Below are 25,718 nucleotides of genomic sequence, written 5' to 3' on the forward strand. Positions count from 1 at the left end.
GCCAACCCCTTTTCAATTGGTGTACCAATAAAGTGGCTTATTTTTACAGCTAACCCAGGGTTTTCTAATAGCGATTTGGCAATCGCAAGTTCTTTGTGATGCGATGCTGAAATGTTCAACTACCCCCCTTATTGGTGTGGCAATAACGTGGAAAAAGACAATTACTTTTAGGTGTTTATAAAATCAAGTGAGTGAGCAAACTGAGTCATCCGTTTTCAGGTGATGACTGGAAGCTTTGTTACTTGTTGCTTTACTAACCATAGCATGCATTTCTTGCTCAGTTTTGAGGCGGCAAACAGATAATTGGCCTAAACGCATAGCCTTAACAGCCTCTAAAGGATCATCAATCTGACGACCTCGTTGTGACAAGTCATAAGCAACACTATCATCAATATTGTCATCAACGGGTGTTGTATCATTTTTGGGGGTTATCATTACTGCCTCCTTTTAATCATTAATGATTCAGCAAAACTATTGCTTATGCCGGCTAATCAAGCATTTTCACAATAGGTTATAGCAATATTCGGATCATATTTATCAAACAATTGAACTCACCATACCGCAGTCAGCCAAAACAAAAAATACCAATAAAAAACACCTTGTCAGTTACCTAACACATATGAGCCTTCCTCCAGTCAATAGGCGAGCCTAACTTATTTGACTGCTTTTGCAGTCAAATAAGAATCAATCAACAAATTCATCTACTTCGTCTGTCATTTAGCTGTCAAATCATCGTTTACAGCAAACACATATAGAGGCTCTCTTAGTGCGATCTTATCGCTGCCTGACGCTTTTCAATCCGTTGAAATGTCAGGGGCACTAGACATTTATCGGTTAACCCTAAGATGGCACTATTCAAGTCAGAGGTGCTTTTTGCACAGTTAGTTTCAGGCTCATTTAGGGTGTAAACGACTTTGTTGATTGTATTCATTAATGCGCGCCAATAAGGTGTCTAATCAAGGCGATGTAGCTTAAATAGCATTTGGCATAGTGATGATGGTGAGAAGTCATTGCTTCATTAGCCACAACATTCACGGTCATGCTCGCTTCTCTTTTTAAGAGTATCTAGTTAGACGTTCAGCTCACCTTATTGCGCGACTTATCCTTTTAAGAATCGTTGTTCATCAAACACCGTTTTGTTCTTCAGCATGAAATAGACGCAGCGACCAAGCTTATGTGCCAGTGCAGATAACGCCTTTGCTTTACTCATTCGTTTTTGTAATCGATTAAGGTAGTTACGTGCTTTGTCATTACCACGTAGGTAAAGCACCGCTGCTTCTGAGAATGCCCATTTCAAATGAGCATTACCGATTTTATTGCCATTTGTGCCATAGGTTTTACCAGCTGATTCTGCTTTGCATTTGACCAATCGAGAGTATGAAGCAAACTTTTGTACTGACTCAAATCGACTGATATCACCGATTTCATAGAGGATTGTTAGTGACAAAATCTTGCCAATACCTGGTACTGTTTTCAGTAATTCTAAATAGACGGGATTATGGTTTTTGGCCTGTTTTTCAATGAACCATTCAACCTGTGCGAGTTCCTTTGCATAACAATCAAGTAGTGCCATGTCTAAATCAATGTTGCGTTGGACGATAGGGTCTTGATATTGCTCGCGAAGCTTTTGTCTTGCAGAGATGNTTTTAAGATTAAGTTCAGTGGCAGGTAAATTGTATTGGCTGTTGGTGTTAACCACATGGCCTTTGAGCATAGCCCCGTGACGGACAATCTTCATTCTTCGGCGCAGTAGATCACGAGCTGCGCGCATTTCACTGGGGTAATCATAAGCTATGGGGAAGTTACCACCACGCAGTAGTGTGGCAATTTTAAAGGAATCGACTTTATCATTTTTGGTTTTACCACCGTGAATGGCCTTCATATAAAGCGCATGACCTAAGATAAAATCAATCCCCAGTTCAGCACACCAGTCTGACACCCAATACCAACAATGCATGCACTCAACCCCGACAATCACATTGCCGATATAAGGTTCCAAAATGAGCAGTAAGTCATCTTTACTGGCACCTATCTTTTTATGGGCTACAACTTCCCCTTTAGAATCAATGATACAGACGTAAAGTAAACGTGCATGTAAATCGATACCACAGTAGTATGGATGTGAGTTATTATAAAATCTCATTGAGCTTTCTCCTGTTGGTTTGGTCACCTTAAGCATACCGCTGATGCGGCTTGCTAGGGAGGGGGCTCAATGAGTATCAAGGTGTTTTATCTCTACCATAAACAAGCGTGTTAACACTTATGTTATAGGGTTACTCTTTGTATTTTAACGTGCCATCGGCTTTGATTTCGTCGTACCACACATTGTGATGCTGCGAAGCCCAATTTTCGTCACAATAACCAGATACCATACACTCCATACCACCTTCGCTGAGTACGGTTGCCATCCAAATGTGCACAATCGTAAACGCGATTAAGATTGCTGCGCTGACACCATGCACTAACAAGGCAAGCAACGACAACTCTCTTGGTAAATCAAGTGTAGGGAACACTAACATGACACCTGTAGCACTGATGCTTAGACCAAAAATAGCTAAGGTCCAAAACCACATTTTTTCACCCGCATTGGCAAATCCACTGTCAGGATGTTTACCTTTAAACGGGCCAAAGTTAATGTAGCCACCCACCACTAAAAACCATTTTAAGTCATACATTTTAAAGGTTTGTAATGGCATCCATTTAATAATACACAACAACCAAGAGACCATAAAAATAGGCCCCGACCAGTCGTGAGTAAACTTACTAAATGCAATGATACCGGCCCATATTCCCTCACCCACATAAGGTGCAAGAAAATGCCGTCCGAGCATAATGACGATACCCGTTACCATTAGCGTTAGGCAAGATATCGCCATAATCCAATGTAACCACAGGTCGCTTTTGCTCCAACGAAGTACCATTTTTCCTGAAAAGCCTTTACTTAGTTTAGATGGACCATTCACTAAGTAAAACACTAAAAAGGCACCAAAAACCCCTATCACAGCTAAGCCGATTGCAGGTTTTAGGTAGGTATTTCGTAAGGCCTTTCCTTCATTACCTGCGACATTGATAAGCACATCGGCTTCTAAGCCTTTATCTGTACTGTATCCCGGTTCGCCGGCTTTAACTGCGCGCCAGAGATCTGCATCGCTGGTTTTGGACGTTGCTTGTTGCTGGCTAGATTGCTCATCAGCGGCATATACCGGTGATGTGACCAAGCCCAATCCCATACACAGAACCAACAGAGCAAACATCCTGCGCAGTGATTTGTTTAACGTTAAAGTTAACATTGTCACTCCTTAAATGGCTGCGAACTTAATCGCAGCCTATGCTCTGGTTAGATCATTTCACCTGTTTTAGGATTGTAGCCCCAAATCACATTTGGATTACCGCGTGTAGCCATACGTTGACGGTAAATGTCAGACACTATGCCTGCATCGCCCGCAAGTAACGCCTTGGTTGAACACAACTCGGCACACATTGGTAATTTTCCTTCTGCAATACGGTTTGCACCGTATTTTTGGCGCTCTGCATCTGAATGATCTTCTTCAGGGCCGCCCGCACAGAATGTACATTTATCCATTTTGCCGCGGCTACCAAATGCAGTCTTTTTAGGGAACTGCGGTGCACCAAACGGACACGCATAGAAGCAGTATCCACAACCGATACAGGTATCTTTGTTGTGTAACACAATGCCGTCTTCGGTACGGTAGAAACAGTCTGCAGGACATACGGCCATACAAGGCGCGTCGGTACAGTGCATACAAGCAACGGATATTGATGCTTCTCCTGGTTCACCATCGTTAATTGTCACCACGCGGCGACGTTGAATACCCCACTCTAAAGCAGAGTCGTTTTCGTTTTTACAAGCTGTGACGCAACCGTTACACTCGATGCAGCGTTTGGTGTCACACAGAAATTTCATGACTGCCATAATGGCTTATCTCCTCATCAAGTGTTGTTAGGCTTTGCTGATCTGACACAAGCTAGACTTAGTCTCTTGCATCTGAGTCACAACGTCATAACCATAGGTCATTACAGTGTTGGCTGATTCACCAATAATGTAAGGTACTGTGCCTTCTGGGTAGTTTTTCTCTAGGCTCTTGCCTTCAAATACACCCGCAAAGTGGTACGGCATAAAACATTCGCCAGCAATAACACGTGGTGTCACCATTGCCTTAACGGTAATTTTTGCCCCTTCTGGACTGTGAACAAACACGTCATCGCCATCACGTAAACCGCGATCTGCAGCATCAGCTGGGTTGATCTCGATAAACATTTCTTGCTGAAGTTCTGCAAGCCATGGGTTAGAACGGGTTTCTTCACCACCACCTTCGTACTCAACCAAACGACCGGTTGTGACTGCAAGTGGGAAGTCGGTAGCAAAATCCTTGTCTTGAATTGACTTATAAAGTGTGGGTAGACGCGCTACCATACGGTCTTCATAAGTTGGGTACTTGGCCACTAAGTCACGACGAGGCGTGTATAGCGGCTCGCGGTGTAATGGAATGTCATCAGGGAAGTTCCATACAATACAACGCGCTTTAGCGTTACCGTAAGGAATACAACCATGCTTAATTGCCACACGCTGAATACCACCAGAGATATCAGTTTTCCAGTTTTTACCTTCTGCTTTGACTTTCTCTTCAGCCGTTAGGTCGTCCCACCAGCCAAGCTGTTTAAGCATGTCGGCAGTAAACTCTGGATAACCGTCTTGAATTTCAGACCCTTTCGAGAACGAGCCTTCTGCAAGAATGTTATTTCCTTCGTGTTCAACACCATAACGCGCACGGAAGTTACCACCACCGTCTTTCACTTCACGGCCGGTACGATACAAAATTTGTGTACCAGGGTGTTTCTGCTCTGGTGTGCCCCAACAAGGCCAAGGTAAACCATAGGTTTCGCCTTTAGCTGGGCCGCCGGGTGCTTCTAGTGAGTCAACGTCGAAGGTGCCCCAGTTTTCTTGGTGCATTTTCAAACGCTCTGGGCTTTGGCCAGTGTAACCAATAGTCCACATACCTGTGTTAAATTCTCGGGTGATATCTTCCACTAATGGCTCGTCACCATTGACTTTAATGTGCTTACAGAATTGCTCTGCAACACCCCATTTTTTAGCCAATTTATACATAATAACGTGGTCTGGTAGCGACTCAAATAATGGCTCAATCACTTGTGAGCGCCACTGAAGTGAACGGTTAGACGCAGACACTGAGCCATAAGTTTCAAACTGAGTTGCCGCAGGAAGTAAATACACTCCATCTTGGCGTTCGTGCATCACACCTGCCATGGTTGGGAATGGATCAACAACCACAATAGTGTCCATCTTGTTAAGTGCTTCACGTACTTCCCGGCCACGGGTTTCGGTGTTAACAGACTGACCCCAGAAGAACCCTAAACGAATGTTGTCTTTTTGGGCAATCTTGGCTTTGTCTTCTAACACACCATCGTGCCAGCGCGAACAAGGAATACCTGCAGAGGTTTGTGGTGATTGACCTAGGTATTCACCTTGGTCAAAACGATCTTTAACCCAGCTTGGTTCTAGATCCCATACATTTGACCAATGGTCCCATGCGCCAGACGTTAAACCGTAGTAACCTGGTAAGTTATCAAATAACAAACCAAAGTCTGTTGCACCCTGCACGTTATCGTGACCACGGAAAATGTTTGTTCCGCCGCCTTCAATACCCATGTTGCCAAGGGCTAACTGTAAAATACAGTAAGCACGAGTGTTAGCGTTACCGATGTGATGCTGAGTACCACCCATGCACCATACGATAGTGCCAGGCTTAGTTTCAGCCATCATTTTGGCAACGCGATACATTTGCGCTTTAGGTACACCAGCAATATTTTCGACTTCTTCTGGCGTGTATTTTTTCACTTCTTCTTGGATACGTTCCATGCCGTATACACGTTGAGAAATGAACGAATCATCTTGCCAGCCGTTTTCGAAAATATGCCATAACAGGCCGTAAATAAAGGGAATGTCAGTACCTGGACGAATATGAACATATTCATCAGACTTAGCCGCTGTACGGGTAAAGCGTGGGTCAACCACGATAATTTTAGCGCCGCGTTCTTTACCAATTAAAATGTGCTGCATCGCTACTGGATGAGCTTCACATGGGTTAGAACCAATAAACATCATGCATTTTGAGTTGCGGATGTCGTTAAACGAGTTAGTTTGCGCACCGTAGCCCCAAGTGTTTGCAACACCGGCTACCGTGGTAGAGTGACAAATACGTGCAGAGTGATCGACATTGTTAGTGCCCCACATTGCCGCTAATTTGCGATACATATAAGCTTGTTCGTTTGAAAATTTAGCACTACCCATAAAGTACACTGAATCAGGACCAGACTCTTGACGAATCGACTCCATTTTGTCGCCTACTTCATTGATGGCTTGATCCCATGATAGACGCTTCCATTTCCCACCTTCTAACTTCATTGGGTATTTTAAGCGTTTTTCACCGTGGCCATGCTCACGTAATGCAGCACCTTTAGCACAGTGTCCACCTTGGTTAAATGGGTGGTCGAACGCTGGCTCTTGACCTGTCCACACCCCATTTTGTACTTCAGCATAAATACCACAACCAACAGAACAGTGAGAACAAATGGTTCTTTTCACTTCTGTAGGTGCGTTATGAGGCACATCTTTAGCCTCTGCTTTACGCATCATACCTGCACCAAGCATTGACGCTGCGGCAATACCACCTGTCGCCAAACTGGCAGACTTGAGGAATTGACGTCGGTTAAGACCTAAGCCGGACGTTGTTTTAGTCGCGACTGTGTCTGATTTGCGGGTTAATCGCATCACACACTCTCCTTTGTTATTTGCTTAACGAAGCATAGTAGTTACGAATATGCTCTGTTTCGCGATAGTTATTGCCCTTAGGCTCTTCGGTAGAAGGTTTAGTCACCTGAGCAAGTGCAGGCGCACTCACACTTGCAACAGCACCTGCCGCACTGCCGAGCGCTAATGCTTTTAGCATTTGGCGACGACCCATGTCGGAAGCTTGCTTCTTCATAATGTCTCCTTTATTGATAAAAAGATGTGGCCGGGTAGGCCATCATCCGGTTTAGTTAATTTGCACAGCTTGTTCTTCTACGGGATCTAAGTCAGCACTACCTGGACAATTCACCGGAATATTTAAACTTAGCTGTTCAAATTCGTTAGCTTCGGCCGTAAAAAAGGCGTTAGCCAGTTGCGCAACCGCAACGTAAAACTTAGCACTAGGTGTTTTAGCTAAATGGTCGCAAAAGCGAATAATCCAGCTACCAATATGGCGTTGATAAAACGCTAATTGGCGATAACCTGGCGCCTCTAAAATGAGGCAGCCCATCACTTCGCATAGTGCGGCGACATGATCTTCTGGTTCTTTAACGTTTTCTTCGCGTTCAAATCCGAGTTGCATTAAGTCACTGCGTAATGCGGCTAGGGGTTTGTCCATTAATGAACCTGTCATAAACCAACTGCCGTAAGGCATAATTTCACCGCTGCCGACCCCTAAGAAGATGGCAAAATATTCATCTTCTAGTGTATCGGTATCACTTTTTTGTGCTGCTTGCTTCAATGCTACCCAAGCATCGCTCATGGCGTTGCCTTCTTCGACGTCTATGTCTAAATCAGCTAAAAACTGCAATAATTCGGCACTCGGTTGGCGACGCATTAACGCCGCCAACAACTGATAAATATCAGCTCTTAATTGGTCGTTCTCGCTTATTTCTCTCACTGTTTCTGTCATAGCAGATCTCTTATCGCAATTGCTTTTCTGGATCGTCAAGGATGTCTTCAAACATGTCTTTTACACGGCAGTCGCCACACATTTTCAAACGCTCTATATTGGCGCTAAATGCACTGTGCGCGCCGACCATTTCTATCATTTTGTGCACCATTGATTGGGTGGCAAACTCGCTACCGCATCGTATACATTCAAACGGTGGTTCTTGTTTTAGTATTTGAACTTGTTGGCGCTGTTGTGGATTAAAGTTAATTTGTGCCACTAAACTAATGACTTTTTCAGGGCAAGCGGCTTCACATAAACCACATTGCACACAGTCTTGTTCAGTAAACTTAAGTGCTGGCGTATCACCGCCATCTTTTAGTGCTTGGGTTGGGCAAGTTGCAACACATGACATACATAACGTACATTTGTCGCTGTTAATGCTCACAACGCCGTATGGAATATTGGCAATAGAGAGCACGTTATCAACGGCTGCAGCTTGACTGTTTAGATGATCAATAGCTTGAAACAATAAACTGCGCTTGGCATTGCTAGCAGACTGAACATCTGCCTGGTTTACTGTCATAGGCATAATGACGGGCCACGCTAAACTGATTGCCAATGATGGGTATAAATCAGCAAGGTCGTCTGGGCTAATGAGGCGTATACGCTGTGGTTGGCCCATTTCATCTAAAATGCGATTTGCTAACGCTAACTCACCGTTTAACATTTGGGTTAACGTCGGTGCGGTTAAGTCAGTATTTAAGATAAGGATCTCACGCGCACCATAGGCTAACGCGGTCATCCAATGGTCAATACTGGCAACGGTAATCTCTTCCATTGCGATGGGTAACACATCACCGCTTAACTCGTCTGTAATAAACTGCGCACCAGCTTCATTGTCATGAAATAACACCACGGGGGCTGTTTGCGCTTGTAAACGGTAACGACTGACGAGCTTTTCAAGGTAAGAATGTAATGATTTTGGTGACGGTAAGTCGTAACTTAATGCCCCAGTTGGGCATGCATTGCTGCAACTGCCTGCGCCATGGCAAAGGTATGGGTCGATTTCAATTTTTTGTGCCACGCTGCTAATCGCATCCGCAGGACAAAAATTTAAACAACGATTACAACCATTTAAACCATGCTTGTTATGAGCACAAATATCATGATTAACTTTGACGTATCTTGGCTTATCAAACTCCCCGACTAAATCAGGGATTTGCTCAAGCGCGTCAGCAAGAAGCGCTTGGTCTTGACCAACATAAAAGTAGCCAGGTGGTAACATCTCTAAGTTAATGCTTGGGCTATGGCTTAAGTCGAGTACGATATCAAAGTGGGCTTGACGAATAGCCACCACACTGAGATCGCTTACGCCGTTGTCACCTTCAACTTTAACCTGAAACTGGCCTAAAAAGCCTTTAATACTGATTAATTTATTATAGTAGCTTTCAATGTCAGTTGCGGCATTCATTACCGCTTCAAGGTGTGCTTCATCTTGGCTGGTAATGGCTTCATTTGCCAAAATGACACAGTTGTTCATAGTGGACAATTTGTCCGCGGCTAAACGGGCAAGATCTTCTGGGCCAATGACTAATACGTTGCCTTGAGTCGTATAACTGACTGTTGGCGGGATCAGATTTTGTAGGATCTGCGTATTCGCCATCACCTGCTGCCGAGCTTGTTTCAGCATAGGCTGGTTTTTAATTATGCTCATTGCGTTCCTAATATCGGTTTTCATACTTGGTTAATGACAGTGGCTCATTACTGTTATTAACGCTTGTTTCACTAAACTCATTCAAACGACTGACCGCCCATTACCTTATCAATATCATATAGGTATGCGGAGGTCTGTTAGCCTTTAGCCTCATCACTGGCAAAAGCTGACACAATAAGGTCATCATCCTGAACTTGTGCATGACTAGCCATAAGTGGCTCTGTCGATTGTTGAGATAAACTTAACGATTCATCACCATCGATAACATCTGTGTTATTTACCGTTTCGGCCATTTCAGCCTCAAGCGGGGCTTCAATGTTGCCTTCGACTTCTGCTAGCTGTTCATCTTCAGCATCATCAGTTTTGTCAATAACATAACGAAATACTTTGTTGGCTAACTCGGCTGATACATCAGCAGATAACACCGGCTGATTAGAATAATCTAAAGCGTATTCTAGTAATCCATCAATATGCCCATATTGTGGTTGTTTCCATAAAGCGCGTAATGCTGCCGCCTTCGCGGTTGGATCAACATTTTTAGCCATGAAACGGGCAAAGCTGCCACCCACTTCAATGGTATTTGGATCAGGCAACGGCTCGTTTTCTTCGTTAGCATCAGTTAATGCTTCTTCAACATCGTTTGTTTGACTCGCATTATCAAGAGCAATAACGTCATCAGTCTCATCAACATGAGCAGCTTCTTGCTCAAGCTGCTCAGCTTCTTCTGCGACTCGTTGGCGACGTAACTCCCAACGACTTAATAATCCGTCTGGGTTGCTCATCGCATGTTTCCTAAATGATCTGCACTCGGGCCTTCATTTTTACGACGATTAACATGCTTGCGACGATGGGCGCTGATTTCCACTTCGCCATGGCGGGTAATAAAGGCTTCAATCCAACAGGCGACTGCGCCTGGCATGGCTACGTTTAGCACTGGCGTGTCTGACTCTAGACAACCGGCACTCACGTGCTGGTCGGCCGAAATCATCGCAGGAACCCAAGTGCCATCGCTTAGCTCATCGCACACGATGAATAACGTTGGGTTTTCCATATCAAGATTAATGCGGTAGCTACCACGTTGATCTTTGTATAACTCAAGCGGAATTAATACCGCATTTTCTGGTTTGGGTTGCGTTGTTGGCACCATGTGTTCAAGCTCCCAGCGCACTGATGACCAGCGCCCAGTTTGTACTTGCACTTTTTTGAGTGACACATACATCGGCCATATCTTATCGGTATGTTGCATATTGATGCTGACCTCTGACTTAATGACGTGCTGAAGTAGCCACGGATAATTGAACTGCTATTCTTAATTGCAGCAAAAATAGTGCCAACTAAAAATCAAAATTAACTTTGAACTGGATCCCAATTTACCCATTAACAATAGGACATTATGTCCACCCTGCAATGTTAACTGGGACATTAATACACGTTAAAAGTATTGATTTGTTGAAGATTTGCGCCAGATCACGCTTAAGTAAGATGTTTTCAGTTTAGGGAATAATTATTGCTATGCTAAACAAACGATGAAACCATTTATTTGTGCCAATACCCTCAATACCTCAAGAGGCTTACCTATGACCCAATCTGCTTCGGCAAAATCTGCAACTCGCAAGCCTGTTAAATTTGTCAAAACAGCGACTCAAGTTCCATTAACACTTGCAGTAAAAGCCGTTGATGATCAAGGTGAAATTGTCGATAAGTTTGTCGCCTGTGAACGCCCATTAACCGTGTATTTAAATTGGCGCCCCATCGTGACCTTAATGACCCTAGGAGCCAAGCCCGAGTCATTGACTATTGGTTATCTTAAAAACCAAGGATTTATTAGCGATTTAAGCTTATTAGAGTCTGTTATAGTTGACTGGGAGGTGAATTCTGCTGCGGTAATTACCCAAGAAGCCTCTGATGATATTGAGCAAAAATTGTCTGAAAAAACAGTTACATCGGGTTGCGGCCAAGGTACGGTTTATGGTGGTTTTTTACAAGGTTTAGACGATATTGTGTTGCCGACACCGGCATTGAAACAGTCAACAATTTATGCGCTACTCAATAATATTAACGCGTATAACGAAACATACAAAAATGCAGGTGCGGTACATGGCTGTGGTATCTGCCAAGACGATAAAATTTTAGCTTTTGTTGAGGATGTTGGCCGCCATAATGCAGTAGATACCTTAGCCGGTGATATGTGGTTAGAACAGCAAACAGGCAATGATAAAATATTTTATACAACAGGCCGACTGACCTCAGAAATGGTGATTAAAGTCGCCAAGATGGGAATACCGGTATTATTGTCTCGCAGTGGTGTCACCCAAATGGGCTTAGACTTAGCAATGCAGCTAGGCATTACCTTGATAGCACGCGCCAAAGGGCGTCACTTTTTAATTTACCATGGCAGTGAAACCATTGAGTTTGATGTGCTAAAAAATAACACATAACACCTCAAGTTAACCTCGTAATTGTCCCCACTGCAGATGTAATTGCGTGGGGATAAAACTCCAAGCCAAAATACGAGTCACTTTATTGCCTTGGGCCATTTCAATGGTTTTCACCTCAACAGCATGTATTTGCTTAAGCAACTGATAACACGGCTTGAGATTGTCTGATTTCGATACTAACGAAGTAAACCACAGTACTTGGCTGCCAAATGCTTTACTTTGGTTGATCATATTTGCTAAAAATTGTTTCTCGCCACCATCGCACCACAGTTCAGCTTTTTGCCCACCAAAATTCAACTTAGGATGAGTTTGTGCTGCCGTTAAATTGGCAGACGTTTTACCATGTTTCTGTTGTTGGCTTTTAGCGAGATTCGTCACCTTACGCAAAGTGCCTGCTGAGGCTTCGGCTAAAGAGCGATGAAAAGGCGGGTTACACATAGTCACATCAAAACGTTCATTTTTAGCAATAATGCCACTAAAAATAGCCTGAGGGTTGGGTTGCAACCTAAGTTGTAAGTTTGCCGCAATATCAGGGTTTTGTTTGGCAATATAAGCCACGTTATCAATCGATACGGGATCAATATCTGAAGCAACAAATTGCCAACCATAGGCGGTAATTCCCAACAATGGATATATACCATTGGCACCAGTACCAATATCTAATGCCCGTATCCCTGCCCCTCGTTTAATCTGACCTTTCAATGCTAATAAGTCGGCAATATAGTGTAAATAATCGACACGCCCAGGTACCGGTGGGCATAAATATCCTGACGGAATATCCCAGGCATTAATCTTGTACTCACTGAGCAACAACGCCGCATTTAACGCCTTCACAGCTTGAGGATCGGCAAAGTCGATTGATGGGTTACCATAAGGATTGAGCCGCACAAAAGTCGCTAATGACGGCATTACACTAACTAACTTGTCAAAATCATAACCATGCTGGTGAACATTACGAGGGTGTAACGTTTTGATTATGGCTTTTTTCTGTGGCGCTTTTTTCTGTGCCGTTGGCGAGCGTTTACCTGTAGGTTGCTTAGCTCGACCAACACGAGATTTGGGGTAGGTCATTAATCGTATAAGTATTTGGTGAACAATAAATTAACCACGATTGCACGGCCCACTTCTTGCTCCATTAACCGGTTAACGGTTTCATAGCATTCACGGCGAATTTCTTCACGTCCTGATAGCGATTTCACCTTATCTTCAGACTGGTTACCCAGAATTTCAACGATTGCCGAACGTAAAAGCGGATCGTGGTGTTCTAAACTAACGAGATCATTAGGGTCTTTTACCATTAGCTCGACGCTAATTTTAACAAAACCTAATTTTTTACGGTTAGAAATATAATTAGTCACGATATCAGGTTCAAAGCCATAATATGCGTAATCTTCAACGCCTTCATCTGCTGCGTTGACGTTTAATGAAACACAGCACCAAATAACTAACGTAAAAAACCATTTTTTCATAATAAGAGACACTCCTAAAGATGTAACGTTAATTAAATCGGCCATGTTGTACACACCTTGAGGCGTGTTTGGTGATTCACGACATGATAGACTATTGCCGTTGAGGTATATTGTAACGAGTTTTAGATGAACGTGACCAGTGTTAGCTTTCCATATGGTGAATCAATTCATTGGTTTTCGCCACAAAAAATCGATTCCTTGCCCGATAACCAACTCAAAGACTGGTTATTAGCGCCCGGCAGTTTAACCCAACGCCTTAAAAGCCATTGTCACCAATTTGAAGTCAAAGTACTTGGGGAGCACTTGCTTTCACCTCTTGAACATGAGTTTCCAAGCCATAATGAACCCGTTTGGATCCGTGAAGTACTATTATGCCTAGATGGCACGCCTTGGGTGTTTGCTCGTACATTGATCCCACAAAATATTTTACACACTCAAAGCCATCATTTTCAGGGTTTAGGTACCCGCCCGCTGGGCGAGGTATTATTTACCAGCCCGGATATTACTCCTGGCGATATCGAAGTGGCTCAGTTTGAAACCTGTGGCCGATTAGCTGCGTTAGCAACGAGTCTTGAACAACACGTTACATCAAGATTATGGGGGCGAAGACGCTATTTTAATTTACTCGATTCACAACTGATCGTTAGTGAGATTTTTTTACCCGCAGCAGTTGAGTACATCAATCAACATTAAATCACACAGCAATAAAAAAGCCCATTCGGTAACGTAATGGGCTTTTTATTGGTCCTGTCGATAATCTAATATTTATACCAGCCCTTATTAGAATGTGATCTATTTTAGGTTGCGTCACTAGACCCAGTACAATGAAAATGACTGCAGGTGTAGTCATTCTACATCAAAGTCATTTGAAGCCGTAATGGGGTTTGTGACGCCCCCCCCCGAAGGGCGAATTTATCAGCGTGGTATTCATTGTTAGCCTTTCTTAACATAGTGCACTATGCCCTCAAAAGGCTGCCTCGAATACCTCACCGATAACTTTCGCTAAAAGAGTAAATTCTAATGCGGATTGGTATTACACAGTTTGAGTCCGCTTACGATACACACCAGCAAGTGCAAGTAGCATCATACTTAACCAACCTAAACTACCGCCACCACTGTCTGTTGATGTGGTCTCTGTTGGTGTTGTGGTGGTAGGCGAACTAGCAAGCGTTATGGTCACATTTTGGCTAACCGTTGACTCATTGCCTAGTGAGTCTGTTGCGACTAATGTCACCACATAAGTGCCACTCTGGGTGTAAGTGTAGCTCGGGTTTTGTACTGTGCTTGAGGCACTTCCATCACCAAAATCCCAAAGGTAAGTGAGCCCGCCAAAGCCTTCGGTTGAACGGTTTGTCATACTGACACTGGCATCAGTTTGAGTTAACGTAAATGCGGCGATAGGCACAATGACCACTCGAACACTTTCTGTGGCGGTGACCGTGTTACCCGCACTGTCTTTTACTACCACGCTCACGGCATAATCACCTGATTGAGCATAAGTATAAGTGGGAGCAGCATCGGTGCTAGTGGCATTATCACCAAAAGACCAAGCATAGGTGTAGTCGCTGCCACCTGTCACCTCAACAGTAAAACTCACGTCGGCACCATTTACTTGAGCGATAATATCTGCAGTAAGTGTCTCCGCGGGTAATACACTGCTGTCAGCTAAAGCAAATTCAACTGTGGCAGTACTGCTGTCAGTAGCTTGCTCAGTGACCTGCATGGTTAACCCTAACTCAGGTAATATCATGCCAGCTTGTGGTTTAAGTGGTGCACTGTAATCTCGGCTGTCATCAAATAATGACTCTGCACCTAAAGATGTATCACCAGAGTAGCTGCTTTGAGCATACAAGCTAAAGGTCGCGTCACGAATTTGTACGTCGGTAGTTCGAGTACCAATAAGATTCTGATCGGCGTCAATCACGCCGATTAAACTTTCTCCTGGGTGCTCTGAAACGTTATTGTCATCCTGATTAAAGTTCTCTAACCATAACAATACGCCCGGCTCATATTTTTCATAAAACAACCCACTATCAACACCTTGATGACTACGAAGCTGAACAATATAACGTCTTGCTTTACCAGGACGATTATCATCAATGCGACTAAAGCCGGATAACGTTGCAACGCCGCTAGCCTCAGCGCCATCAACATAAAATGCGTTACCTTGATTGGTTAATTGAATATCATCAATCGCCATACCATAGTCGCCTACAGCTTCATCGGTTTTATACACCATGCTGATTTGAACGGTGCGTCCAGCGTAAGCACTAAGGTCAAAATTAAGGTCAACCCAAGACTCTGTACCTGTTGCAGTGCTGATATCACTCGACTGGCCAGATATAAAGTTTTTAACACTAGGGTAAATAGTATTATTTGTTGTGGTGTAGTTACCCGCAATGGCCACGCTGTCGACCATCACTTGCACATAGTCATAATCAACTTCGATATTCCAATGTGCTTTAAATGTTAGTGCTAATGGCGTATCTAGAGGCAAGGTAACATCAAATGACATCGCATTATTTACCATGTTGCCTTGACCAGAATAATACTGATATTCACCACTGAAAGGGGCTGTAAACTCGATATCCTCAGCGGGCAAAGCAATCGATAGCTGGTTTACGGCATCGGCATTGACCGCATGGTTTAGCTGTACGGCCGTCCCACTGCTGGTTAAATCCGCTAGTGCAATATTTTGCTCGTTAACCCATTTGCCTTTATATTTTTGCTGAAGGTATGATCTCGCATATGGGCTAAAGCCACTTGGTTGGGACCCTGCAATGCTCCCCGTCCAACTGCCGCCAGACATTAACGACCAGGCGCCTACGGGTGAACCATCACCACTGTAAGTCAGGTCATACTCATCGGGTAAACCTAAATCATGGCCAAACTCATGGGTACACACGCCAGCCGCTGCGTCTATAGGCTGCACGGTATAACCAAACACTTTAAGGCCGCCACGGCCAGGTATGGCATAACCTGTAGTGCTGGAATCAACATAATAGCGATGCGACCAAATAGCATCATCGGCCAATACGCCACCACCCGCTTCTTCACCAATACTTGAGTGGAATAACATCACATGGTCAATAATGCCATCTGGTTCATCGTAATCACCGTCGCCATCTAAATCATATGGGTCTTCAACATCATAAGTTGCTAATTCGTCATCGGTCATGTCGGCAACCGCTTTAACAACCGCTTCTTTGACCAGCTCAGGCACTGCCTGATCATCTTCATCAGCATTATTGGCACCATAATATGCCGCGTTGTTGTCTGCTGTAACCCAACCTTTTACATCACCGGTAAAAAAGAAGCTCTCACCCGATACGGCTTGAAAATACTGATAGGCCGACTGTAATGTTTCATTGTTGGGTCCAGTAAAGCCTGTCTCTGAAAACAACAATTGTTGATAATGCGATGCTGGGTAACTGTTGTAATACATTGCAGTATCACCAGGCTCTAGTTGATTGGCGTTATAAGGTAAATCAGGAAAATCCACCAGCACGGCCAACACTTTAACTATTTTGGTAATATCTTGGTCAGCCAGTACGTTGTTATTTGAGGCCACATATTGAGCCGTTTTACTACGACTACTCGACTGTGATGCCTGATTAAGACGTGCTTGTTCCGCTTTGAGCTCAATGGCTGCAGGTTTAAATGTGGCATCTCTGCCACGATTCACAAATGCTTCTACGGCGGCTTGTTTTTCTGCATCGCTGGCATCTACCGCTAATTCACCGCGTTTAATTAACCAATACAGTACTTGCTGTTCATTGATGATGGCACCATCGGTTGGCGTGCCCGTTTGTGGCGCAGCTATCGCGGCCATACTGCTGCATGCAAGCAACAAACTGGAAACAGCTAACCCTTGATATTTAGTGAACTTACTCATTACGACTTACCTGTATTTGGTGTAGGTTTGTGGCATTTTTCAAATGCTTTTTGACGCTTAGCGATATAGTCGGCAACCGTTTTGTCTATTTGCGCTTGATCCATATCGTCAGTAATTATTCCTTTGGCGCGCAAGTTTTCTATTAGCTTGCTGCGATCTCGTATTGGCGGCATGGCGCTAGGCCCGCAATCCTTAAGGATGGGTTTGGTGACCACAATTTCGGTGTGTTTGTCGGTTTGCGCATCAGTAACTTGATGATGGCACCCCTGTAAACTCAAACTCAGCAGCCCCAACATAATCAAAATATGTTTCATATATCACCCCAACCTAGAATTACATGACATTAACAGCTGCAACGATAGACTTACAATTAAACTTAGACATTGTTTAATGTATTTATGGCTGTTCGATTAAAAATTATCAAAAAACGATAAAAAAACAGCTAACTCATCAGAGTCAGCTGTTTAATATAAATCAGACTTATCTTAACTCGCTGTCGTATTTAAATAGTTAGCAATACCATCAAGTAGCATTTGTACCGATATCATCACCAACACCATCCCCATTAACCGCTCAACGGCGGTTAGGCCTTTTTCGCCTAACAAACGGGTAAATAATTTGTAAAACATTAAAATAAAAGCACTTAATGCCCACGCAGAGACCAAAGCAATGGTCCAATCCATCATTCGGCTACTATCGGTATGCGCTAATAAAATCAACGCGGCCAAAATGGACGGGCCAGCCATCAACGGAATGGCCATTGGCACAATAAATGGTTCCTCACCTGCAGCAAGTCCCGCCACACCACCGGGTGATGGGAAAATCATCTTAATCGCGATTAAAAACAAAATAATACCGCCAGCAATACTGACTGATTCAGAACGTAAATTAAGGAAGTTTAAAATCGCTTCGCCAGCATATAAAAATGACAGCATGATAATTAACGCAAACAACAATTCACGGATTAACACTCTGCGACGCTTTTTAGGATCAATATGACGCAATATGGATGCAAAAACAGGCAAGTTACCGAGTGGATCCATAATTAAAAACAACATCACAGCAGCAGAAAAAATATCCATGGACAACAATCTTTTAATTAGTAAAACAATGGCGATATTGTATACTAAAATCATTGTGCTAATCGATGCTAACGTTTAACGATTAAACCTGATCAATGCTGTAAATCATATTTTTATTCGCATCCCCCCTTGAACAAAGTATGTTAAATATTTAAATTTACCTTGGGCTTGAGGTCATAGCGACTAAGTAAATTTTTCAGCTTGAGCAATTCACACGCTACAACACAGCCGAAAAATGTTATACTACATCGTTTTTTTTCGATTGAACTCTGGATAACATGCTCTATCTCATCGCTAGCTGTATCGCATTATTATTTGGGCCACTTTTTTACCGTTATTTTTCATCGGGAAGTGGATTACAAAAAGGCTTAGACGGGTTTATATTCGTCTCGCTAGGCGGGCTAGTGCTCATCCATATTTTGCCTGAGCTACTTCAACACGGCGGGTTTATCACTCTGTTTTTTGTGTTACTCGGTGTTTGGGGCCCAACAGCCAGCGAAAAACTGTTTCATCGCTATTCCAACATTACCCACAATATTACCTTAACCCTTGGTATTGGTGGACTACTATTGCATACCATGACTGACGGTGGCGCAATGGTACTTGCGCAACAAGAAGGTAACTCAACCCTGCTTGCCTTGGGCGTGATAATGCACCGCTTGCCTGTCGGCGTAGCCATTTGGTGGCTACTAAAACCCCAAGTCGGTACTCGCTGGGCCAGTATTGTATTAGCCGCAATGATGCTGCTCACCGCTGTCGGTTACTTTGCTGGCGAGCAACTGCTTACTCAGTTAAGTCTAGAAAACACTGTTTACTTACAAGCGTTTGTAACTGGTTCTATTTTACATGTGGTATTACACCAACCCCATGGTCACCAACAAGAAGACAAGCTAGGAAAATATCAGTATCAGGCGGGGATTGGCAGTTTATTGGGTTTAGGGTTACTCGCACTATTGTTATTAATGGATACGGGTGGCCACGAGCATGCACACCATAATCATGGCCCTGAACAGTTTCTTAGTTGGTTATTAACCATCTCGCCCGTTTTATTAGCCAGCTACGTTATTGCGACAACTCGATTCGCTCTGGGTTTACGGCCATCTCATCAATCACTAGCACTGCGCTGGTTACAACGTTTGGCTGGGCCTGAGGCTCTTTTGGTGACCTTACTCCTATTAGGTCCTTGGTTTGCGGTGTATCAACTGTTTGGCTTGTTGGCGATAGGCGTGCTGATGACGGTCACTCAAGTAGAGATTACCGACCCACACCCTTCGCAGCCTAACTCAGCGTTGCGTTTTGGTTTTGGCCAATTGGTTGACCGCAGCGCGCCTTGGATAATATTAAGTTTAGTACTAGCTAATTTAATTGGTCACCCATCCGTACCATTAGAAAACCCAGCGCTACAAGTATTCATTTTACTGCTGGTTTTTTTACCCATGCGCTTTTGTAACCTTGGCACAGTTATTTTAGCACTCGCTTTAGCGTACAGCGGTTGGAGCCAGATAGCCGTTGCCTTTACTTTATTAGCCGCACCAGTACTCAGTATTGGTCAGCTAAAATTAATGAATTGGAAGCAAGGCTTGATGTTAGGCGTTATTTTGTTAGCAGGGTTAATGGTCGCAGACCAAGTGGCATTAAGCTCCACAACCACCTTAATCCTTCCCGATACGGTTAACATGATTGGCCTAGTGGCAATCACACTATTGTTTGGTGCAAGTTTATTACGCCTTGGGCCTCGACAGTTTTTAAGTCGCTTGATGATTAATATAAAATCGGCACCACATGACCATACAAAAGCTCATGACCATGGCCACCATCATTCACATGCTAAAGCTCATAACTCAGAGCACAATCATCAACATAAATAACCCGTAAATAACATTTATGGTTATGATGGGGTTACCGTCCTTTAACGAGTAGCCCCATGTGTATTTTGTTTGTTGCTATTGATGCGCACCCAGATTACCCACTGATTGTTTGTGCCAATCGTGATGAATTTCATCATAGAGCAACAGAACCGGCATATCGCTGGCCAACCATACCAACCATCTATGCAGGACAAGACAAGCTCGCCGGCGGTACTTGGCTTGGAGTAAATGAACTTGGCCAATTTGCTGGGTTAACCAATATAAGAGAAATTGCACAACAAGACGGTGTGCGAAGTCGTGGCGAATTGGTCGTTAATGCCTTATGCACAACAGAGATCACTCCACAATGGCTAAGCGAACATGCCATCAACTACAACCCTTTCAATTTAGTTTTTCAGCAACAGCAAAAACTGTATTGCTTTAACAGTAAAACCTTGCAAACAACATTGTTGTCACCAGGATTTCATGCGGTCAGTAATGGTGCGTTAGACGATATATGGCCCAAAATGGCTAAAGGACAACAAGCACTACAAAGCTACATCACCCAAACAGATCAACCCGAGGTCGAAGCCTTGCGTACGCTAATGCTCGACACCTCTCAACCAGCAGATGTGGATTTACCACAAACAGGACTGAGCGTAGAGTGGGAACGTAGATTATCATCCATTTTTATTCAACACGAAGAATATGGCACCCGCTCAACCAGTATTGTGCTCAAACACCGAAGTGGCAATATGACCTTTTGCGAAACACGTTATGACGGTAAAGCACAAAACCTCGGTTCACAGCTGTTTACACTGGATTAACTTCAACATTTCACGACACCAGACTGTGATACACACCTCATAATCAACAAAATCTCATATCAGCGAGCACTAAACTGCATGAGTTTAAACAAGCAACATTCATTTTTACAACCTAGATCAAGTTAATTTGTTTACGAACATTGCATACTTCGCGTGTTGCTAATTTACTCCCGGAGGACACGCCTTGAAGCAGCCCACTCAGATTAGTTGGGATCAGTCGATGATCGAAAAGTACAATTACAGCGGTCCCCGTTATACTTCTTATCCGACCGCGTTAGAATTCGATGATGCCTTTACTGAGCAAGATTTACTGACATCGATTAAAAATAGCAAAACCGACAAACTGTCGTTGTACGTGCATATTCCTTTTTGCGCCAAGCTTTGTTACTACTGTGGCTGTAATAAAATTATTACCCGCCATGCCCACAAAGCAGACCAATATATTGAGTATTTAGCCGCTGAAATTATTAAGCGAGCGCCGCTATTTAAAAATTACACCGTAACCCAAATGCATTGGGGCGGCGGCACACCAACCTTTTTAAGCCCTGAGCAAATTCTTAAATTAACCGCATTAATTAAAGCACACTTTAACTTTGCTGAAGTGGGTGAATACTCAATTGAAGTCGATCCACGTGAGATTGAACTGAGTATGTTAGACACATTAAAAGAAGCCGGTTTTAATCGGGTTTCGATTGGTGTGCAAGACTTTAATAAAGATGTTCAAGTAGCGGTAAATCGCGAACAAGACGAACAATTTATTTTCGACTTAATTGCTAAAGCAAAAGCATTGGGATTTGTATCGACAAACGTAGACCTTATTTACGGCCTACCGCTGCAAACACCTGAAACCTTTGCTCAAACAATCGCACGCATTATTGAATTATCGCCAGATCGTCTATCGGTATTTAACTATGCACATTTGCCATCTCGTTTTGCGGCACAACGTAAAATTAAAGATGTTGATATGCCATCACCACAACAAAAACTCGATATGTTACATCAAACTATTGAGTCGTTAACAGGTGCTGGTTATCAGTTTATTGGTATGGACCACTTTGCTAAACCAAACGATGAATTAGCCAAATTACAAAATGCCGGCAAACTACACCGTAACTTCCAAGGTTACACCACCCAAGAAGAATGTGACTTGTTAGGCTTAGGGGTGTCATCAATCAGTCAAATTGGTGATTGTTATGCACAAAACCAAAAAGACATTCGCCCATATTACGAATCAATTGATGCTAATGGACATGCGCTTTGGAAAGGCTGTAGCTTAAACCGTGATGATGAGATCCGTCGTGCAGTCATTAAGCAAATCATTTGTCATTTTGACTTAGACATGGCCAAAATTGAGGCTGCATTTGATATTCAATTTGAAAGCTATTTTGCTGAAGACTTAAAGTTATTACAGACCTTTATTAACGATAAGCTTGTCGATATCACTGACCGTAAACTTACCGTCAGCGCGACCGGTCGTCTACTTATCCGTAACATCTGTATGTGCTTTGATGTCTATTATCGTCAAAAAGCTCGTCAACAGCAGTTCTCACGGGTGATTTAATTCAGACCGAATGAATACCTGAACATAAAAATAGCCAGCATTTGCTGGCTATTTTGTTATGTACTTTATAAGGTTAAACTCAAAAGCTGACAACATTCAAAAAACTATTTAGCTTTTTTGGCGTACAATGCTTTACGATCACTGTCGGACAAAAAGGCCATCTCAACGCCATTGCGTTGTAATGTTGCTAATTGGCTATCACTAAAGCCCATTTCTGATTTAACCACACGATACTCGTGAGCAATATCAATTGCACTCACGCCAGGATCATCTGTATTCAAACCAATTAACACCCCAGCGTCTAAAAATTTACGCAGCGGATGTACTTCATAGTTTGCGACAGTTGAGGTATGTAAATTACTGGTTGGGCACGACTCAATACCAATACGGTGCTTGGCTAAGTATTCCATTAACTTAGGGTCGTGAATGGCATTAACACCATGGCCAATACGGCTAGCACCTAAAACGTTAATGGCTTGCCACATACTTTCTGCACCCGCAGCCTCACCCGCGTGCGCAGTGATTTGTAATCCGGCATCACGGACACGTTTAAAATGTTCGGTAAATAAATCGCCAGGGAAACCTAGCTCATCACCGGCGAGATCCATGGCAACAATGCTGTCACGGTGCGCTAAAATGCCTTCTAACTCTAAACGGCATTTTTCTTGGCCAAAAGAACGCGACATAATACCAATAAGGTTAATTTGAACGTCATGCTCTTTAACGCCAGCACGCACACCATCAATAACCGCTTCAACCACACCTTCAATGGGTAAATTATGATTCATCGCCATATAGTAAGGACTAAAGCGCAGTTCTGCATAATCTAACCCTTGAGCTGCCGCATCGGCTACGTTTTCATAGGCAACACGCTTAACAGCATCTAAATCAGCCAATACAGCAACCATCCAATCTAGCTTCTTTAAAAAATCGACCAGATTGTTTTCTTTACCCTGAATTTGCACAAAAGGTGCAAGCTCTTCTAATGAATTAGCAGGTAGCTGAATGCCATGTTGATGGCCTAATTCCCAAATGGTTTTTACGCTAACATTACCGTCTAAGTGACGATGCAAATCAACCAGCGGAATGGTTGTATCTATCATAATTAACCCCTATAAACTTACCCTGCCATTGGTTTGATTTTGTCGGTCAGAGAATAGTGTTCAGTTTAACATGTATTTACATATTTTCTGATGACGATTGTTTATTTCTGAATTCTGTCACAACACTCCTTAAACTGTATTTGCGATGTGTTTTTAGGGTGAAATCGGGCATACTCTGAATAAAAGAAGCCAACACTTTGCTACATGAAAGGACTTTCGATGCGCCAGCTGCTTTTACCTGCACTTTTTATATTCAGTTTATCTGGTTGTCAATTTAACGCGACACAACAAGCTTCCGCGGACGCTCCTGCGACACAAGCCAATGCCGAACAAAAATTACAGACCTTAATTGATAACAGCTGGGCGCTCACTTTAGCCTATTCTCCAGAGCTTGCAGCCAGTTTAGGCGACAAAGTTGCCGCCAGTAAACTCTCTGACTTATCCCCTGAATCATTAACACAAAAAAATCAGCAAACAAAAGCTTTGCTCAAACAACTCGCAGCGCTAAACCGTAGTGAGTTATCTCGTGCTAGTGTTATCAACGCCGATATGCTCCAAGCTCAACTGCAAAATGATGTCGACCTGTACCATTTTCATGACCATTATCTGCCGATCACTGCGGAAAGTGGCTTTCATGCCTATATTGCCTCCATCGCAAAATCACCTTTTAACAATATTGAAGATTACCAGCAATATATTGCCAAGTTAGAAGGCATGCCACGTTATTTTGAGCAACAAACATTCTGGCTTAAGCAAGGCCTTGCCAGCGGAATAACGCCTGCAAAAGTCACCTTAAAAGGCTTTGAAGACAGTATTAGTGCTTTTATTGTTGAACCGCAAAAGAGTGGCTTCTTTAAGCCATTCACTGAATACCCAGACCATTTCAACGCTGCACAGAAAACCGCACTTACCCAACAAGGTCTTGAGTTGGTTTCAAATACAGTGCTGCCACTATATCAACAGTTTTATGATTTTATGACTGAGCAGTACATACCAAATGCACGCCCTGAAATTGCCGCTTCAGCACTACCTGATGGCCCAGCATTTTATCAAAATAGAGTGAGTTACTACACGACTATTGACATGAGTGCCGAGCAAGTCCATCAACTAGGGCTTGAGGAAGTGGCAAGAATACGCGCAGAAATGGAAGCAATTATTCAGCAGGTAAAGTTTGACGGCAACTTTGCGGACTTTTTACATTTTTTACGTACCGATCCTCAGTTTTATCCTAAGTCGGCTGATGAGTTACTCAAGGAAGCCGCCTTTATTGCCAAAAAAGCCGATGCTATGCTGCCTAAATATTTTGGTAAATTACCACGGACACCTTATGGTATTGCCCCCGTACCTGCTGAAATAGCACCAAAATACACAACAGGGCGTTACTCTGGCTCAAACCGCGATGACGAGCCAGGTTATTATTGGGTCAATACATATGCGTTAGATAAAAGGCCTTTATATGAGCTTGAAGCACTCACATTGCACGAAGCGGTACCAGGACATCACCTACAAATCTCATTAAATAAGGAGCTAGCTGATTTACCTAACTTTAGACGCTATAGCTATATTTCAGCATTTGGCGAAGGTTGGGGTCTATATTCAGAATACCTCGGACTTGAAGCTGGATTTTACCAAGATCCATACAGTAACTTTGGTCGTTTAACTTACGAAATGTGGCGAGCCGCGCGCCTAGTTGTCGATACAGGGATGCATGCGAAAGGTTGGACCCGCCAACAAGCAATTGATTTTATGGCCAGTAATACTGCGCTATCAATGCATAATGTCACCACAGAGATTGACCGTTATATTTCATGGCCAGGACAAGCGCTGTCTTACAAAATAGGCGAGCTCACCATTAAACGTTTGCGTGCAAAAGCAGAGGCAGAATTAGGTGCGGATTTTAATCTCAGTGCTTTTCATGATGCGGTACTTGAAAATGGGTCAATTCCAATGTCAGTATTAGAACAAATGATTGATCAGTTTATCTTGCAGCAACAGGCTATATTAACAACCAATGCCAAAAGTTAACTGCCATAGTGCGCTCCGATAAACACCTAAACA

At 43.3% G+C, this 25,718-nt stretch carries 22 protein-coding genes; 6 read left to right on the forward strand and 16 right to left on the reverse strand.

Annotation, left to right across the window (positions count from 1 at the left end):
- Positions 1–183: 183 nt before the first annotated feature.
- The 10 genes from PQR79_RS15850 to PQR79_RS15895 all read right to left on the reverse strand — a co-directional run bounded on the left by PQR79_RS15850 (position 184) and on the right by PQR79_RS15895 (position 10,684).
- The gene (locus PQR79_RS15850) at positions 184–435 is read right to left on the reverse strand and encodes a hypothetical protein (RefSeq protein WP_238107339.1); all 252 of its coding nucleotides are present in this window, start codon (positions 433–435) and stop codon (positions 184–186) included.
- Between the two features lie 664 nt (positions 436–1,099).
- Positions 1,100–2,143 (reverse strand): IS110-like element ISShfr7 family transposase, encoded by a 1,044-nt coding sequence (locus tag PQR79_RS15855; protein WP_274408567.1) that lies wholly within the window; start codon positions 2,141–2,143, stop codon positions 1,100–1,102.
- Positions 2,144–2,273: 130 nt separating this feature from the next.
- Entirely contained in the window at positions 2,274–3,290 is a 1,017-nt protein-coding gene (locus PQR79_RS15860; protein ID WP_238107340.1) for a formate dehydrogenase subunit gamma, read from the reverse strand.
- A gap of 47 nt (positions 3,291–3,337) precedes the next feature.
- Positions 3,338–3,934, reverse strand: coding sequence for a formate dehydrogenase FDH3 subunit beta (gene fdh3B, locus PQR79_RS15865; protein WP_188919402.1), 597 nt, complete (start codon positions 3,932–3,934; stop codon positions 3,338–3,340).
- Positions 3,935–3,961: 27 nt separating this feature from the next.
- A complete protein-coding gene (locus PQR79_RS15870; RefSeq protein WP_238107361.1) occupies positions 3,962–6,811 on the reverse strand; it encodes a formate dehydrogenase subunit alpha in 2,850 nt (949 codons plus the stop codon).
- Positions 6,812–6,827: 16 nt separating this feature from the next.
- On the reverse strand, positions 6,828–7,025 hold the full coding sequence (locus PQR79_RS15875; protein ID WP_188919404.1) for a formate dehydrogenase: 198 nt from the start codon (positions 7,023–7,025) through the stop codon (positions 6,828–6,830).
- A gap of 51 nt (positions 7,026–7,076) precedes the next feature.
- The gene (locus PQR79_RS15880) at positions 7,077–7,742 is read right to left on the reverse strand and encodes a TorD/DmsD family molecular chaperone (RefSeq protein ID WP_238107341.1); all 666 of its coding nucleotides are present in this window, start codon (positions 7,740–7,742) and stop codon (positions 7,077–7,079) included.
- A 10-nt stretch (positions 7,743–7,752) separates the two neighbouring features.
- Positions 7,753–9,438 (reverse strand): 4Fe-4S binding protein, encoded by a 1,686-nt coding sequence (locus PQR79_RS15885; protein WP_238107342.1) that lies wholly within the window; start codon positions 9,436–9,438, stop codon positions 7,753–7,755.
- Positions 9,439–9,575: 137 nt separating this feature from the next.
- A complete protein-coding gene (locus tag PQR79_RS15890) occupies positions 9,576–10,220 on the reverse strand; it encodes a DUF3306 domain-containing protein (RefSeq protein ID WP_238107343.1) in 645 nt (214 codons plus the stop codon).
- On the reverse strand, positions 10,217–10,684 hold the full coding sequence (locus PQR79_RS15895) for a DUF3305 domain-containing protein (protein ID WP_238107344.1): 468 nt from the start codon (positions 10,682–10,684) through the stop codon (positions 10,217–10,219). Before PQR79_RS15895 ends, PQR79_RS15890 begins: the two co-directional genes overlap by 4 nt.
- Before the next feature lie 331 nt (positions 10,685–11,015).
- Here PQR79_RS15895 and PQR79_RS15900 point away from each other — a divergent pair, with 331 nt between their 5' ends.
- Complete coding sequence (locus PQR79_RS15900; RefSeq protein ID WP_238107345.1) at positions 11,016–11,876, forward strand: formate dehydrogenase accessory sulfurtransferase FdhD; 861 nt, start codon at positions 11,016–11,018, stop codon at positions 11,874–11,876.
- Positions 11,877–11,885: 9 nt separating this feature from the next.
- On the opposite strand, the gene rlmF is transcribed toward PQR79_RS15900, so the two are convergent.
- A complete protein-coding gene (gene rlmF, locus PQR79_RS15905; protein ID WP_238107346.1) occupies positions 11,886–12,947 on the reverse strand; it encodes a 23S rRNA (adenine(1618)-N(6))-methyltransferase RlmF in 1,062 nt (353 codons plus the stop codon).
- Entirely contained in the window at positions 12,947–13,345 is a 399-nt protein-coding gene (locus tag PQR79_RS15910; protein WP_188924733.1) for a flagellar basal body-associated protein FliL, read from the reverse strand. Before PQR79_RS15910 ends, rlmF begins: the two co-directional genes overlap by 1 nt.
- 126 nt (positions 13,346–13,471) lie before the next feature.
- On the opposite strand from PQR79_RS15910, the gene PQR79_RS15915 reads away from it, so the two are divergent.
- Positions 13,472–14,038, forward strand: coding sequence for a chorismate--pyruvate lyase family protein (locus PQR79_RS15915; protein WP_238107347.1), 567 nt, complete (start codon positions 13,472–13,474; stop codon positions 14,036–14,038).
- Positions 14,039–14,378: 340 nt separating this feature from the next.
- Here the strand turns inward: PQR79_RS15915 and PQR79_RS15920 are convergent, their stop codons facing one another.
- The 3 genes from PQR79_RS15920 to PQR79_RS15930 form a co-directional block, all read right to left on the reverse strand.
- A complete protein-coding gene (locus PQR79_RS15920; RefSeq protein WP_238107348.1) occupies positions 14,379–17,240 on the reverse strand; it encodes an immune inhibitor A domain-containing protein in 2,862 nt (953 codons plus the stop codon).
- Complete coding sequence (locus PQR79_RS15925) at positions 17,240–17,554, reverse strand: hypothetical protein (protein ID WP_238107349.1); 315 nt, start codon at positions 17,552–17,554, stop codon at positions 17,240–17,242. Before PQR79_RS15925 ends, PQR79_RS15920 begins: the two co-directional genes overlap by 1 nt.
- 171 nt (positions 17,555–17,725) lie before the next feature.
- Positions 17,726–18,322, reverse strand: coding sequence for a YhgN family NAAT transporter (locus tag PQR79_RS15930; protein ID WP_238107350.1), 597 nt, complete (start codon positions 18,320–18,322; stop codon positions 17,726–17,728).
- A gap of 278 nt (positions 18,323–18,600) precedes the next feature.
- Between PQR79_RS15930 and PQR79_RS15935 the strand changes: the two genes are divergently transcribed.
- From PQR79_RS15935 to hemN, 3 genes are all read left to right on the forward strand, one after another.
- A complete protein-coding gene (locus PQR79_RS15935) occupies positions 18,601–20,190 on the forward strand; it encodes a metal transporter (RefSeq protein WP_238107351.1) in 1,590 nt (529 codons plus the stop codon).
- A 56-nt stretch (positions 20,191–20,246) separates the two neighbouring features.
- On the forward strand, positions 20,247–20,996 hold the full coding sequence (locus tag PQR79_RS15940; protein WP_238107352.1) for an NRDE family protein: 750 nt from the start codon (positions 20,247–20,249) through the stop codon (positions 20,994–20,996).
- Between the two features lie 184 nt (positions 20,997–21,180).
- The gene (gene hemN / locus PQR79_RS15945) at positions 21,181–22,557 is read left to right on the forward strand and encodes an oxygen-independent coproporphyrinogen III oxidase (RefSeq protein ID WP_274408568.1); all 1,377 of its coding nucleotides are present in this window, start codon (positions 21,181–21,183) and stop codon (positions 22,555–22,557) included.
- A 104-nt stretch (positions 22,558–22,661) separates the two neighbouring features.
- On the opposite strand, the gene add is transcribed toward hemN, so the two are convergent.
- Positions 22,662–23,660: an adenosine deaminase gene (gene add / locus PQR79_RS15950; protein ID WP_238107353.1), complete on the reverse strand. Its 999-nt coding sequence runs from the start codon at positions 23,658–23,660 to the stop codon at positions 22,662–22,664.
- Positions 23,661–23,879: 219 nt separating this feature from the next.
- Between add and PQR79_RS15955 the strand changes: the two genes are divergently transcribed.
- The gene (locus PQR79_RS15955; RefSeq protein WP_238107354.1) at positions 23,880–25,685 is read left to right on the forward strand and encodes a DUF885 domain-containing protein; all 1,806 of its coding nucleotides are present in this window, start codon (positions 23,880–23,882) and stop codon (positions 25,683–25,685) included.
- Positions 25,686–25,718: the final 33 nt, after the last annotated feature.

It is taken from the genome of Shewanella metallivivens, from assembly GCF_028750675.1.
In the GTDB taxonomy this organism is placed as follows: Bacteria; Pseudomonadota; Gammaproteobacteria; order Enterobacterales; family Shewanellaceae; genus Shewanella; species Shewanella metallivivens.

Bases quoted from the DNA above. Each gene is read 5' to 3' on its own strand.
- PQR79_RS15880 (WP_238107341.1), bottom strand. From the start codon at position 7,742: ATGACAGAAACAGTGAGAGAAATAAGCGAGAACGACCAATTAAGAGCT.
- PQR79_RS15870 (WP_238107361.1), bottom strand. From the start codon at position 6,811: ATGCGATTAACCCGCAAATCAGACACAGTCGCGACTAAAACAACGTCC.
- PQR79_RS15890 (WP_238107343.1), bottom strand. From the start codon at position 10,220: ATGAGCAACCCAGACGGATTATTAAGTCGTTGGGAGTTACGTCGCCAA.
- PQR79_RS15940 (WP_238107352.1), top strand. From the start codon at position 20,247: ATGTGTATTTTGTTTGTTGCTATTGATGCGCACCCAGATTACCCACTG.
- PQR79_RS15885 (WP_238107342.1), bottom strand. From the start codon at position 9,438: ATGAGCATAATTAAAAACCAGCCTATGCTGAAACAAGCTCGGCAGCAG.
- PQR79_RS15895 (WP_238107344.1), bottom strand. From the start codon at position 10,684: ATGCAACATACCGATAAGATATGGCCGATGTATGTGTCACTCAAAAAA.
- PQR79_RS15850 (WP_238107339.1), bottom strand. From the start codon at position 435: ATGATAACCCCCAAAAATGATACAACACCCGTTGATGACAATATTGAT.
- fdh3B (WP_188919402.1), bottom strand. From the start codon at position 3,934: ATGGCAGTCATGAAATTTCTGTGTGACACCAAACGCTGCATCGAGTGT.
- add (WP_238107353.1), bottom strand. From the start codon at position 23,660: ATGATAGATACAACCATTCCGCTGGTTGATTTGCATCGTCACTTAGAC.
- PQR79_RS15955 (WP_238107354.1), top strand. From the start codon at position 23,880: ATGCGCCAGCTGCTTTTACCTGCACTTTTTATATTCAGTTTATCTGGT.
- PQR79_RS15900 (WP_238107345.1), top strand. From the start codon at position 11,016: ATGACCCAATCTGCTTCGGCAAAATCTGCAACTCGCAAGCCTGTTAAA.
- PQR79_RS15875 (WP_188919404.1), bottom strand. From the start codon at position 7,025: ATGAAGAAGCAAGCTTCCGACATGGGTCGTCGCCAAATGCTAAAAGCA.
- PQR79_RS15920 (WP_238107348.1), bottom strand. From the start codon at position 17,240: ATGAGTAAGTTCACTAAATATCAAGGGTTAGCTGTTTCCAGTTTGTTG.
- PQR79_RS15910 (WP_188924733.1), bottom strand. From the start codon at position 13,345: ATGAAAAAATGGTTTTTTACGTTAGTTATTTGGTGCTGTGTTTCATTA.
- PQR79_RS15925 (WP_238107349.1), bottom strand. From the start codon at position 17,554: ATGAAACATATTTTGATTATGTTGGGGCTGCTGAGTTTGAGTTTACAG.
- PQR79_RS15860 (WP_238107340.1), bottom strand. From the start codon at position 3,290: ATGTTAACTTTAACGTTAAACAAATCACTGCGCAGGATGTTTGCTCTG.
- PQR79_RS15915 (WP_238107347.1), top strand. From the start codon at position 13,472: ATGAACGTGACCAGTGTTAGCTTTCCATATGGTGAATCAATTCATTGG.
- PQR79_RS15930 (WP_238107350.1), bottom strand. From the start codon at position 18,322: ATGGATATTTTTTCTGCTGCTGTGATGTTGTTTTTAATTATGGATCCA.
- rlmF (WP_238107346.1), bottom strand. From the start codon at position 12,947: ATGACCTACCCCAAATCTCGTGTTGGTCGAGCTAAGCAACCTACAGGT.
- PQR79_RS15935 (WP_238107351.1), top strand. From the start codon at position 18,601: ATGCTCTATCTCATCGCTAGCTGTATCGCATTATTATTTGGGCCACTT.